We start from the raw sequence: 12,623 nt of genomic DNA on the forward strand, positions 1-12,623 counted from the left end.
CCGGCTCCGGCGGAGCGGACGCTACTCGGCGATGGCGGCGCCCTCGACGGGTGACGGCTCATTGTGCGACGGCTCCGCCGGAAGCGGGGTCCGCTTGAACATCCGGGTCGCGGTGATCTCGCCGTGCACCGTCTCACCGGCCGGATCGATCTGCGGCAGCCCCGGCCGCAGATGTTCCTCGACGCTGATGTACTTCAGCCCCGCCCGCAGGTCCGCGTCGTTGCGCAACCGGATCACCAGGGGGAACTCCGCCAGGGCCGTCGTGTCGAAGAGCCCTGTCGTGTAGAGCAGTTGGACGCCCAGCGCATCCGAGACCGCCCGCTGCAGCTCCAGCAGATACGTCGCATTGGCACGGCCGATGGGGTTGTCCAGGAACAGTGTGCCGGCGTGCCGGTGCTTGTCCCGGCCGCGGTCGTTGCTGCGCAGCGCGGCCATCGTGCAGTACAGCGCGATGGCCGCGGTCAGCAGCTGGCCACCGGAGAAGACGTCCCCCATCTGTCCCACCGGCACCCGCTCCGCCCGCAGCACGGCGTCCGGCTTGAGGATCTCCACGGCGACGCCCTTCGGCTGCAGTGCCGCGTGCACGCCCCGCAGCAGCAGGGACACGCCGTCCCGGCGCAGATCGGAGTTCTTCTTCACGGCGGCGCGGGTCGCCTCGTCGATGACCTCGCCGAGGCGTTCCGCGAGCGTCGCCTGGTCCGGTTCCTCGAAGCGGATCCGCAGGAACTCCTGTCCCGACCACTCCCCCAGTCCCTCCGGCAGCCGGGACAGCCGCTGCGCCGAACGCAGGGTGGTGAGCGCGGACTCCACGAGCCCGCGCAGCCGATCGACGATGGTGTCGCGGTTGCGCTCCAACTGCTGCAGCTCGTCGGTCAGCACCCGCAGCCGCGGCGCGAACGCCTGTGCCCACTTCGCCGCGTGCTCGGGCAGCGCGGCGGCGGGCAGCTCACGGATCTGCTGGCGCGCGGGGGTGCGCACCTGCTCGTACCGGGTGGCGTTGGCATGCCGTACGAGGACGTCGCTCGCCTCCCGTACGGCAGCCTCTGCCGCGGACAGGTCGCTCGAGCACCCGCGCAGGGAGCGCCGGGCCTCGGCGGCCCAGTGGCGCGCCTCCTCCAGTGTCCCGGGGTACGGCTCCGGGGTCTGCGCGCTCTCCTCCTCCTGAGGGTGGTCGCGCAGCAGGTCACGCAGGAGGGCGGCTGTCTCGTCGAACCCGCCGACCGCGTCCTCGGCGGCGCGGTGTGCCCGAAACAGCGTGGTGTGGGCGGCCCTGGCCGCTTCCAGGGCGTCGGTACGGGAGGCCAGTTCGGCGCTCGCCGAGCGCAGCAGGGTCTGGGCATGCGCCGCGTCGGCAGGGACCAGCTCGTCCGGAAGTTCCGTGTGTGCCCCGGCGTCCTCGGGTGCCAGCCGTTCGGCCTCGCCCCGGAGCCGACCGAGCTTTTCGCTCGCCTCGGTGGCACGGGACTCCAGCATCTGAACGAGGGACTCGGCGCGGGCGGCGGCGGCCTGGCGGGAAGGGCCGTCGGCCCCGTCCGTGCCCTCGAGGAGCTGCGCCGCGCGCGTGCGGACCTTGTTGGTCATCCGGTCCAGTTCGGCGAGTGCGGCGCTCTCGTCGCTCTCGGCCCGGGCCTGCTCGGCGCGGAGATCCGCGCCGACGCCGACCTTCTCGTACAGCTGGGAGGCCGCGCGGTAGGCCTCGCGCAGGGCGGGCAGCGAGGAGCGGGACGCCTCCCGCTCCTCGGGAAGATTCTCCGGGGCTCCGGCGACCTCGGCACGCTCGGCACGCAGTGCGCGGGCGGTACGGCGCGCGTCGTCACCGGCACGCTGGGCGGCGCGGCGGTCCTCGTCGGCGGCTTTCGCCCGCTCCAGACAGGTCGTGGCGCGGGCCTCGTACTCGGCAGCGTCGTCGGCCAGTTCACGCAGTTTCGCCTGCCAGCCGGCGCGCTCGCGCAGCCGGAACGCGAGCCCGGCGAGTGCGTCGGCGGCGCGGCGCGCCCGCTGGGCCGCGTCCTGCCGCTCGTCGCGGACCCGAGCCGCGTCGAAGGCCGCCTCGTCCGCCTCGGCCCGTACCGTACGGGCCTCGGCAAGGGCCTGCTGCGCCTCCTCAGCGGCCGCACCTGCCGTACGGGCGCCCTCGGCAAGCTCGGCGAGCATGGCGGGCGGACAGTCGGCGCGCCATGCGCCGAGCCTGGCCGCGAGGGCGCGGTCGCCCGTCAGCCGGGCCGCGAGCGCTCGGATCTCCTCGTCCCGGGCGGTGGCCCGGGCGCGCAGTGCCTGCCGTTCCTCGTCGGCGGCGTGCTCGTCGTGCATGGCAGGGTTCGGCGGCACCAGGAAGACGTCCCCCTCGGTGCCGCCCGTCCCTGGCCCGGGCACCGGCGCGAGCAGTGCGGCGGCGGTCCCGACGGCCACGGCGGACCGCGGCAACAGCGCGGCCCCGGCGAGCACTTCACGCGCGCGGGCGTACGAGACGGCGTCGGTGATCACCACTCCGTCGACCAGCTCCGGCCGCGCGCCCAGCACCGCGGCGTGATCGGCGGGGTCGACGGCCTGCGCGAGGTAGCGCCAGCCGGGGAGCGCGGGGATGCCGTGCTCGCCGAGATACTCGACCGTGGCCAGCACGTCCGGCCCCGGTGGCAGCAGTCCGCCGTCGCCGAGCGCGCCGAGGATGCGGGCGTCGTCGGCGGCGGCGGTCCGCAGATCGAACAGCTGCCGCTCTGCGGAGGAGACGGACCGTTCGAGCAGCTCCCGCAGCTCGTCGGCGAATCCGTCGAGCTCCTCGACGCCGAGGGGGCCGCCGCCGTCAGGGGCCGCTCCGGGAGCGGGGTGCGCGGCCCGGGGGGCGTCGCTGCCGTCGGCGGGCTCTCGGTCGCGGACTGCGGGGTCGGCCTGCGGAGCCTTTGGAGCGCCGTCGGCGGCCGAGGCGGCCGCCTCCGGTTCCCCGGCCGCGGTCCCATGGCCGGGGCGGCGCGGCGGCGGAAGTTGCATCGGCGTCGCGGGCGTCGGCATGAGGCTCAACAGCTCCGCAAGGCGTTCGTCCTGCGCGATGGACTGCGCCGCTCTGCGCTGTGCCTCGTAGGCGTTCTCCGCGGCCCGGGCCGCGTCCGAGGCGCGGGCCGCGGCCAGGTCGGCGCGGGACTCGGCGGCGGCCGCGTCGCGGGCCCGGTCCGCCGTGCCGCGCGCCGTCTCCCGGGCGGCGTCCCACGCGGCGACCGCCGTCTTCTCGGCATCGCTTGCCGCGAGCGCAGCCCGGGCGGGGTCGGCGTCCGGTGCGGTGTCGTCGAGCCAGCCGGCCCGTACTGCTTCGGCCGTCTCCTGCTCGACCTCGGTCAGCCGTTGGCGCAGATGGCCGATCTCGCTGCGGGCGCGCTGTGCTTCGGTCGCGGCGACGGTCGCGTCACGGTGCGCGGCCTCGCCCGCTTCCTGGAGCGCCTGTGAGCGCTCCTCCTCCTCGTTGGCCACGCGCTCGCCGTCCTCGGCGGCGGCATGCAGGGCGCGCACCAGATCGCCTGCGGCCCGGGCACGGGCGGCCAGCGCCGGCGCGGCGTCCCGTTCGGCCTCGCGGATCGCGGCGGCGACGCGCGCGGAGCGGTCGGCCGCCGCGCGATGACGCAGCACCGCTTCGGCTGCCTGCCAGGCGGAGTGCAGCGTGCGAGCGTCGGTCAGCTCGCGCCGCTGTGCCGCCGCCCCTTTTTCGGCGGCTGCAAGCGCCAGCGAGGCATGCCGGTAGGCCAGTTCGGCCGCGATCAGTACACTGCGGCCGCGTGCCCCTTCCGCCTCGGTCACGGTGTGCGCCGCTGCGGTGACCTGCTGAGCCAGGTCGGCGGCACGGCCGCGTTCGTCCGCGGCACGGGCGGACAGCCGGTGCGCCAGCGTACGGGTACGGCGCTCGGCAGCTCCGTGGATGTCACGGGCCCGGGTCCGGGTCTCGGCGGCCTCGACGATACGGCCGAGCAGATCGACGGAGCCCGCCGTGAAGTCGCGCTCGGCGGTCAGCTCGGCGCGCCGGCCGAGCTTGTTCCCGAAACCGCTCACCAGATCGGCGAGTCCGTCGGTGTCCCGGGTGTCGGTGACGGCGCGCAGCAGCAGGTCGGTGAAGTCGGAGTCCTTCTTGACCGCGAAGAGGCCGGCCGCCTCGCCCTCGTCGGCGTTCATCTCCCGCTGGTAGCGGAACAGTTCGGGGTCCAGGCCCACATCGCCGAGGTACTCGTTCCAGCGGTCGTGGATCTCTTCCCAGTACACGTCGAGGTGCGGATAGACCTTGCCCGCCTCGGTGACGGCGTCACGGAAGCCCTTCATGGTGCGCCGCCGGCCCCGCGCCGCGGATGCGCCCTCGACCGGTGGCCGCACGGCGGTGGACTCGGCGACGGGCAGTGAGTCGAGGCTGAGCCCCGGGCCCGGCCGGAAGGAGTACCAGGCCTCGGCGAACTTCCGCGGGTCGCCCGAGACCTGGCGGCCCCGCCACTCGCTCACCTTGCCGACGACGATCAGTTCGCCGGTGAGCGTGTGCTGCCACTCGAGTGCGACATGCCCGCAGTCGTCGGCGAGCAGGAACTTGCGCAGCACTCCGGAGCTGGCGCCGCCGAGTGTGTTGCGGTGGCCGGGCAGCATGACGGAGAAGATCAGCTTGAGCAGTACGGACTTGCCGCCGCCGTTCTCGAGGAAGAGCACGCCCGCGGGCGCGGGGCGGCGCGGTGGGCCGACCGGCTCCTCCTCGAAGAACTCCGCCTGCGTGGGGGCGGGGTCGGGCACGGGCTCGCCGACTCCGCGCAGGTCGAGCACGGTGTCGGCGTAGCGCGCACCGGCAGGCCCGATGGAATAGAGGCGGACCCGGGACAACTCGTACATGGCGGCGGACTCTCAGTCGTCGTCTGGCTGTTACGCGTGGAAGGGCAGGCCGGCGTCGGCGGCCAGCTCCAGGTCGTCACCGTCGGGCGGCGGCACGAGGGTGGCGGCCCCGTCGCTGACCGGTACGACGCCCAGCTCCAGCAGTTCGGCCATGGCCGCGCCGCCGGCCATGTCGCGCACCTGGAGCTGGTAGCGGGCGGTGGTGCGGTACGCGCCTCCCGCGTCGTCGCCGGTGCGCTGCAGGAAACCGGAGTCGGTGAGGAAGGCGACGGCCTTGCCGACGATGCCGGTGGTGGATCCTGCGAGGCGGCGCGCGTCCTTGGTGGCACCGGCGGCGCTGCGGCGAGCGTAGATGCGCCAGGCGGCCTCGAGGCCCGGGGCGTCGCTGGCGGGGTCGGTGTTCTCTCCCTGCTCGTCGGCGCGCTCCTCGAGGCGTCGGCAGGCCTGGCGTACGAAGGCGTCGACGCCGTTGACGGTGATACGGCCGATGTATCCGTCGTCGGCGAGGTCCTCGGGGCGGGGGAACGCCATGGCGGCGACGGCCAGGTGGGCGAGGCCGTGCAGAAAGCGGTCCGCGGAGTCGGCCGCGGTGCGGCGGGCGTAGTCGCCCATGCGGACGGCGAACACGGAGTCCTCGCCCGCGGTGACGGCCATGCCGGCGCGGGGCGAGACCTCGAGGACGACGAGACCGAGCCCGGTGGCGACGGCGTCGGCGAGGCGGGCGAAGGCGGGGTCCTCGCGGTAGCGGCGCAGCAGTTCGGCGTATTCGGCGTCGCGGGCCGGGAGCAGCTTGGGCTGCAGTCCGAAGGAGACGAGCCGCGCGGCATCGGCGGCGTCGGCGGGCGTGACGCCGCCGGACACGGCCATCGGGCCCGACGGTGGGCCGAGCGGCGCGTCCGCCTCGCGCCACGGCGCGGCGGCCTCTGCGTGCTGCTCGCTCACAACTGCTGCTCCTCTGTGCGGTGGTACTGGGGTACGGGATGCGCCGGGGCGCCTGTGGTGGGCCTGATCGCCACTCCTTCCCCCGTGCCTGGCGAAGTGGGGGAACCCCCACTTCCCGGACCGGCGGCCGGTCCCTGGAGCCCGTACGGCCTGAGGCGGGGGTACCTTCCACGCCCGTAGGGCGCAGGGGAAGTGTCCTCAGACGCCGGACGGGCCGATCTCCCCGCCCCGGCGGGAAATGCAGGCCCTGTCAGGGTTCCCCCGGGCGAAGTCCCGGGGAGATCGAGGCGCGGGATCCGGGGCAGAACCCCCGCACTCGGCCGCGGCCCGAACGACGGCAGGGGCGCTTCCCAAGACGGAACCCCGGTCCTGGTGCTCACCCCGCCTCCGTGCGGTCGGCCGCCATGCTCGCCGCGTCCAGCAGGGCCGTGCCGACGATCAGGTCGGCGCCGCCGAACTCGGAGTCGTCCAGTTCCGTGCCGTCGTCAACGGCGAACAGCAGCCGCTGCTCGCCCTGGCGGTAGGCGGTGCCGACGGGAGGGCTCGCCGCGTGGACGGCGAGCAGGGCCACCAGATAAGGCAGTTCGGGGTCACGACGGCGGGCCTCCGCGAGCAGGCCGGAGAGCCGTCGGGGCGCGTCGTGCTCCAGGTCGAGCAGCTCCATGGCGCTCGCCAGCTGCTCCTCGCTGAAGCGACTGTCGTCGGGAGTGGCGATCAGGTCGGGCTCCGGCATCTCGGCGCCCAGGTGCTCGCGCTCGACCGGCGGGGTGAGCAGCAGTTCGACAAGATCGCCGACGCGGACCGACGAGGGGGTGCGGAGTCCGGTGCCGCGGGCGAAGTACGCGTCGGTGACGCGGATGGCCGACTCCACCGGCAGTGGCAGGAGCGGGACCACGAGCTGCCCGTACAGATCGAGCCCGGTCCGCGCGGTGGGCCGGGCGAACGCCTGGCGGTCCTGCTCGGCACGGAACAGCGGGCCGGCCTCCAGGAGCCGGGACTGGAGCTGGGTGTGACGGCGGATGCAGTCCTTGACGATGTCCACCAGATCCGCTGCGCGTCGTTTGTGCTCGGGGTCCTCGGCCTCGTCGCGTGCCTTGCGGATGTTGGTGAGGATCGCGTTCTCGTGACGGTAGCGGTCGGCGACATGGTCGAGGGCTTCGGCGATCATGTCGGGGACGGCGTTGAGCCAGTCGACGGCGCGCACATTGCGCCGGGTGGCCTCCAGGGTCCTGCGCAGGGTCTCGGAGTACTGCACGGTGCGATAGCGGGCCTGCTCCGCGGCGAGCTGTGCGTCGGCGAGGCGGCCGCGGCTGATGAGGACCTCCAGCTTCACCTCGGCCGCGATCTGTGCGCTGGTGACGTCCGTGTCGAGTGCACCGACCAGGACGTTGACCGCTTCGTCGGTGGTCCGCAGATAGACGCTGCCGCCGTAGCCGGGGACCTCCTCGATGAGCTTGAAGTCGTAGTCACGCCGGGTGTAGGCGCCGTCGGCCCCGAAGGTGCCGTACACGGCGCGGAATCCGCGATCCACGCTGCCGACGTTGATCAGGTTCTCCAGCACCCAGCGGGCGACCCGCTCGTGCTCGGCGACCGGTCGCCGCGGTGCCTGGGCGGCGACCCGCGGCAGCAGGCGCGCCACTATCTGGTCGTGGTCGGCGCCGGTGTCGAAGTCCATGTTGAGCGTGACGAGGTCGATGGCGGCGAGGGCGACCTCGGCCATCGCGTAGACCGAGTACTCTCCCGCGAGATTCGCCTTGCGCACGTCGAGGTCGTGCAGCGGCGCGGTGCATGCGAGCGCACGCAGGCGCCGCGCCAGCCCCTCGTCGGCGGCCGGGCCCGGCGCGGGCCGCGGCCCCGCGCTGAGCTGGGGCGGAACGAAGTCCGTCGAGGCAGGCGAAGTCACGGTGCACAGATTAGGTCCTCGCACCGACAACGGTCGAAACGGCCGATTCGCCCCGAGCCGGCGGTCGTGGTGCGCCGGCCCCGGGCCGGCCCTTGCCCATGAGCGCCGCCCTGGGGGCGGGGCCGCTCGGCGGGCGCGGGCCCTCTCTCTCCGTCACGGTCCATGAGCCCCGCGCTCTCGCCGTCGGGGGCCGCTCGGCAGGCGCGGACCGTGTCTCCCGCGGCGGCCGCGGGGCCCGGGGCCACGGCTCCACCGGCGCCTACTCCGGGTCGGTGAGCAGCTCCGCGTAAGCGCGCACCAGTTGGGTGCGGGAGTCGTCGAGGTAGTCGGCGAGCAGCTGTTCCGCCTCCGTGCGGGCACCGCCTCGCAGAGCTTCGAGGATCTCCCGGTTGCGTACGAGATAGGGCTGGTGGAGCCGGCGTGGGTCGTCCACGACATGGAAGGCGAGTCGCAACTCGGCGAGGACGCTGCGCATCAGCTCGTCGGTGCGGGCGCTCCCGGCGAGGGCGACCAGTTCTCGGTGGAAGTGGATGTTGGCGGTGGAGACGCCCTTCCAGTCGTGCTCGCGTGCGCAGCGCTCGCCGCCGGCGACGACCGCGTCCAGTTTGTCCAGTGCGTACGGCGGCTCGCCGAGTCCCTGGACGACGGCGCATTCCACGAGCTGCCGGGTGCGGTAGATGTCCTCGACGTCCTGGACGGCGAGCATGCGCACGAACACGCCACGGTTGAGCCGATGGACGAGCAGGCGCTCGTGGGTGAGCAGCCGGAACGCCTCGCGCAGGGTGTTGCGCGAGACGCCGAGCGCCTTGCCGATGCTGTCCTCGGACAGCCTCTCGCCCGGCGGGAAGTACCCCTCGGCGATCCGGGTCCTCAGGATGTCCGCCACCCGCTCGGCCGTACTGGTGCGGCCCAACAACCGGCGGTCGTCCGCCAGTCCGCCCGTTTCGGACTCCGTCGTCCCCACAACCGCCCTCTCTCCCTCGCCGGCTGCCTGCGCCGGCGCGCACGCCTCCATCGTAGAAGCAAGAACGACCCCACACGACTCTTGTCGGATCGTTCAACAATCCCCTACCTTGGCGTCACCGCACAGCCCCCAGCGACGCACCCTCCTCTCCCTCTGCGAGGTGCAGATGAGCACGACCCGGGTACAGCCGAAGCACAACGAACTCCCTGAGGACACAGGCGCGTTCGCCTGGTTGCGGGCCCTCGGTCCGCGCGGCCGACGCGCCTTCGGCGGCGCGTTCGGCGGGTACGCCCTCGACTCGTACGACTACTTCACGCTGCCGTTGAGCATGGTGGCGATCTCCGCGTACTTCAGCCTCGAGAACGGGCAAACCGGACTTCTCACTACGGTCACCCTCGTCGTCTCCGCGGTCGGCGGCGCGCTCGCCGGCATCCTCGCCGACCGGATCGGCCGGGTGAAGGCGCTGATGATCACGGTGATCACCTATGCGGTGTTCACCGTACTGTGCGGTTTCGCGCCCAACTACGAGACTCTGCTGCTCTTCCGTGCCCTGCAGGGCCTCGGCTTCGGTGGCGAGTGGGCGGTCGGCGCGATCCTGGTCGCCGAGTACGCCACGGCCAGGCACCGCGGCCGCACGCTCGGCGCCGTTCAAAGTGCCTGGGCGGCCGGCTGGGCGCTCGCCGTGATCGTCTACACCCTGGTCTTCCACTTCCTCGACGCGGACACCGCTTGGCGCGTGATGTTCTGGACAGGCGCACTGCCCGCCCTGCTCGTCATCTACGTACGGCGGAACGTCAGCGACGCCCCCGAGGCGGCCGAGCAGCGCCGCACCAGCACCGAGCGGGGCTCCTTCGCCACGATCTTCAAGAAGGACCTGCTGCGCACCACGCTGTTCGCCACCCTGCTGTCCACCGGCGTGCAGGGCGGCTACTACACGCTCGCGACCTGGGTGCCGACCTATCTGAAGACCGAGCGCGGGCTGACCGTCGTGGGCACCGGCGGCTACCTGACCTTCCTCATATCCGGCGCGTTCACCGGCTATCTCACCGGCGGGTATCTCACCGACCGGATCGGCCGCAAGAAGAACATCGCCCTGTTCGCCGTGCTGTCCGCCCTCGGCATCCTCGCCTACACCAACATCCCGGCCGGGGCCAACGGGCTGCTGCTCGTCCTCGGATTCCCGCTCGGCTTCTGCATGTCCGCCATCTTCAGCGGGTTCGGCTCGTTCCTCAGCGAGCTCTATCCGACGGCTGTGCGCGGCACCGGTCAGGGCTTCACGTACAACAGCGGCCGGGCCGTGGGCGCGTTTCTGCCCACCCTGGTCGGATTCCTGTCCGACAGCTGGGGGGTGGGCGGCGCGCTCGTCCTCGGCGCTTTCGGCTACGGTCTCGCGGTGCTGGCCCTGGTCGGTCTGCCGGAGACGCGCGGCAAGGAATTGATGTGACCACGACGCCGGACCTGAGCCCGGCCGAAGCCCGCAAGCGGTTCCGTTCCCGGTGTTCTGGGCGTGCGGGCTCACGCCGCAGACCGCGGTGACGGCCTCACGGCAACCGTTCGCGATCACCTACGCGCCGTGCCGGATGTTCATCACGGATGCACGCGACGAGCGGTACCACACGGTCTGAGAAAGAGACAGGAAAGAGGAGTACATGACCTGGGCGTCCATCGATCTCAACGCCGACCTCGGTGAGGGCTTCGGCCGCTGGCGGCTGACCGACGACGAGCAACTGCTGTCCGTCGTCACCAGCGCCAATGTCGCCTGCGGCTTCCATGCCGGGGACGCGGCCACCATGCGCCGGGTCTGCGAACTCGCGGCCGAGCGCAAGGTGCGGATCGGTGCCCAGGTCTCGTACCGCGATCTGGCCGGCTTCGGCCGCCGCTCGATGGATGTCCCGCCGCAGGAGCTGGCGGCCGAGGTCGCATACCAGATAGGCGCGTTGGAGATCTTCGCCCGGGCAGTCGGCTCCCGGGTCTCGTACGTCAAGCCGCACGGCGCGCTCTACAACCGGGTCGTGCACGACGAGGAGCAGGCGGCTGCCGTGGTCGAGGGTGTGCTGCTGTCCGGTGAGCGGCTGCCGCTGCTCTGCCTGCCGGGCTCCACGCTGCACACCATGGCGGAGAAGGCGGGACTGCCCGCCGTCACCGAGGCGTTCGCCGACCGTGCCTACACCGCGGAGGGCACCCTGGTGCCGCGCACCGAGGACGGCGCGGTGATCAGCGACCCGGAAGCGGTCGTCGAACGGTCCGTCAGCATGGCCCGGTTCGGGGTGCTCACCTCACACTGCGGTCGGTCCGTCGGGGTGCGGGCCCGGTCGCTGTGTCTGCACGGCGACACCCCGGGCGCCGTCTCGCTCGCCCGGCGCGTCCGCGAGCGGCTGGAGTCGGTCGGGGTACGCGTGGAGGCGTTCGTATGAGCAACGCCCGAACACTGCGGGCCGGCGCCCTCGCCCCCCTTCCGGTCGGTGACCGTGCGCTGCTCGTCGAACTGCCCGGCGGCGACGAGGCCGAGGCATTCCACGCCGAGCTGCTGCGCCGCCGTGCCGCAGGCACACTCCCGCCGGTACGGGAGATCGTGCCGGCTGCCCGCACCGTCCTGCTGGACGGACTCGATGACCCGCGGGGCTTCGCCCGGGAGCTGGCCGGGTGGGAGATCCCGGTGCGCCACGCACGCGTGGCGGACTCGATCGAGATACCGGTCCGCTACGACGGGCCCGATCTGGCCGATGTCGCGGCCGTGTGGCAAGTGACGCCGGACGAGGCCGTGCGTATCCACTCGGCGGTCGAATTCCGGGTCGCGTTCTGCGGGTTCGCTCCCGGCTTCGGATATCTCACCGGGCTGCCGCACCAGTACTCGGTACCGCGCAGGGCGACCCCGCGCACCTGTGTGCCCTCCGGCGCGCTCGCGCTGGCCGGCGCGTACACGGGCGTGTACCCACGCCCGTCGCCCGGCGGCTGGCAGCTGATCGGGACCACGGACACCGTGCTGTGGGACCCGGCGCGGGAACCTGCCGCGTTGCTGTCCCCCGGCACGCGGGTGCGGTTCGTGCCGGAGGACCGATGACCGACCGGGCCTTCGCGGTCGTACGGGCCGGGGCGCTGACCACGGTGCAGGATCTGGGGCGGCCCGGGCATGCCCACCTCGGTGTGCCCCGCTCCGGCGCGCTCGATACGCCCGCCGCCCGGCTCGTCAACCGTCTGGTGGGCAACGCCGACGGCGCGGCGGTCCTGGAGACGACCCTCAACGGCGCGGCGGTGCGGCCGCGTTGCCCGGTGACCGTGGCCGTAGGCGGCGCGCCCTGCCCGGTCACGGTCGACGGGCGGCCAGTGGCCTGGGGTGCACCCGTACGGGTTGCGGCCGGGGCGGTGCTGGAGGCCGGCCCCCCGGTCCGCGGCGTACGCAGCTATGTGGCCATGGCGGGCGGGATCACGGTCGACCCGGTGCTGGGCAGCCGCTCCACCGATCTGCTCTCCGGCCTCGGCCACGCACCGCTGACGGACGGCGCCGTGCTGCCGCTCGGCGCACCCTGCCGCCCGCCGGCCCGCGTCGACGCACAGCTGCCATGGCCGGCGCCGCCCTCCGAGATGGTGCTGCGCGTGCGGCTCGGGCCGCGCGACGACTGGTTCACCGAGGCGTCACTGCGCACGCTCGCGGCGAGCACGTACCGGGTCTCGGCTGCGAGCAATCGCATCGGGCTACGCGCGGAAGGACCCGCCCTGGAGCGGGCAGTGACCGGTGAACTGCCCAGCGAGGGGATGGTGCTGGGGGCGGTGCAGGTGCCACCGGACGGCTGCCCGGTGGTGTTCCTCGCCGACCATCCCACCACGGGCGGCTATCCGGTCGTGGCGGTCGTCGACGAGCGCGATCTCGCGGCGGCCGCGCAGGCGGTGCCCGGCACACCGGTGCGCTTCGTCCCGGTCCGCTGATCCGTGTTCGCTGATCCGTCTCCGCCGGTCCCGTCCGCCGATCCG

General features: G+C 73.2%; 9 protein-coding genes. 5 read left to right on the forward strand and 4 right to left on the reverse strand.

Annotation, left to right across the window (positions count from 1 at the left end; translation table 11 throughout):
* Positions 1-21 precede the first annotated feature (21 nt).
* From ACFYWI_RS17975 to ACFYWI_RS17990, 4 genes are all read right to left on the reverse strand, one after another.
* Positions 22-4,845, reverse strand: coding sequence for a hypothetical protein (locus tag ACFYWI_RS17975; protein ID WP_389232709.1), 4,824 nt, complete (start codon positions 4,843-4,845; stop codon positions 22-24).
* A 30-nt stretch (positions 4,846-4,875) separates the two neighbouring features.
* Positions 4,876-5,787, reverse strand: a complete 912-nt coding sequence (locus tag ACFYWI_RS17980; protein ID WP_389232712.1) for a hypothetical protein — start codon at positions 5,785-5,787, stop codon at positions 4,876-4,878.
* A 376-nt stretch (positions 5,788-6,163) separates the two neighbouring features.
* Entirely contained in the window at positions 6,164-7,690 is a 1,527-nt protein-coding gene (locus ACFYWI_RS17985) for a hypothetical protein (RefSeq protein WP_389232715.1), read from the reverse strand.
* 259 nt (positions 7,691-7,949) lie between these two features.
* Positions 7,950-8,654, reverse strand: coding sequence for a GntR family transcriptional regulator (locus tag ACFYWI_RS17990; RefSeq protein ID WP_389232718.1), 705 nt, complete (start codon positions 8,652-8,654; stop codon positions 7,950-7,952).
* 166 nt (positions 8,655-8,820) lie between these two features.
* Between ACFYWI_RS17990 and ACFYWI_RS17995 the strand changes: the two genes are divergently transcribed.
* The 5 genes from ACFYWI_RS17995 to ACFYWI_RS18015 are packed head-to-tail and all read left to right on the forward strand — an operon-like array spanning position 8,821 to position 12,578.
* The gene (locus ACFYWI_RS17995; protein ID WP_389232721.1) at positions 8,821-10,098 is read left to right on the forward strand and encodes an MFS transporter; all 1,278 of its coding nucleotides are present in this window, start codon (positions 8,821-8,823) and stop codon (positions 10,096-10,098) included.
* 52 nt (positions 10,099-10,150) lie between these two features.
* Entirely contained in the window at positions 10,151-10,279 is a 129-nt protein-coding gene (locus ACFYWI_RS18000) for a D-glutamate cyclase family protein (protein WP_389232724.1), read from the forward strand.
* A gap of 24 nt (positions 10,280-10,303) precedes the next feature.
* Positions 10,304-11,068 (forward strand): LamB/YcsF family protein, encoded by a 765-nt coding sequence (locus tag ACFYWI_RS18005; RefSeq protein WP_389232727.1) that lies wholly within the window; start codon positions 10,304-10,306, stop codon positions 11,066-11,068.
* Positions 11,065-11,715: a 5-oxoprolinase subunit PxpB gene (pxpB, locus tag ACFYWI_RS18010; protein WP_389232730.1), complete on the forward strand. Its 651-nt coding sequence runs from the start codon at positions 11,065-11,067 to the stop codon at positions 11,713-11,715. The genes ACFYWI_RS18005 and pxpB overlap by 4 nt, the downstream gene beginning before the upstream one ends.
* A complete protein-coding gene (locus ACFYWI_RS18015) occupies positions 11,712-12,578 on the forward strand; it encodes a biotin-dependent carboxyltransferase family protein (RefSeq protein ID WP_389232733.1) in 867 nt (288 codons plus the stop codon). Before pxpB ends, ACFYWI_RS18015 begins: the two co-directional genes overlap by 4 nt.
* Positions 12,579-12,623: the final 45 nt, after the last annotated feature.

Origin of the sequence: Streptomyces sp. NPDC002889 (genome assembly GCF_042888425.1) — a bacterium.
Classification (GTDB): domain Bacteria; phylum Actinomycetota; class Actinomycetes; order Streptomycetales; family Streptomycetaceae; genus Streptomyces.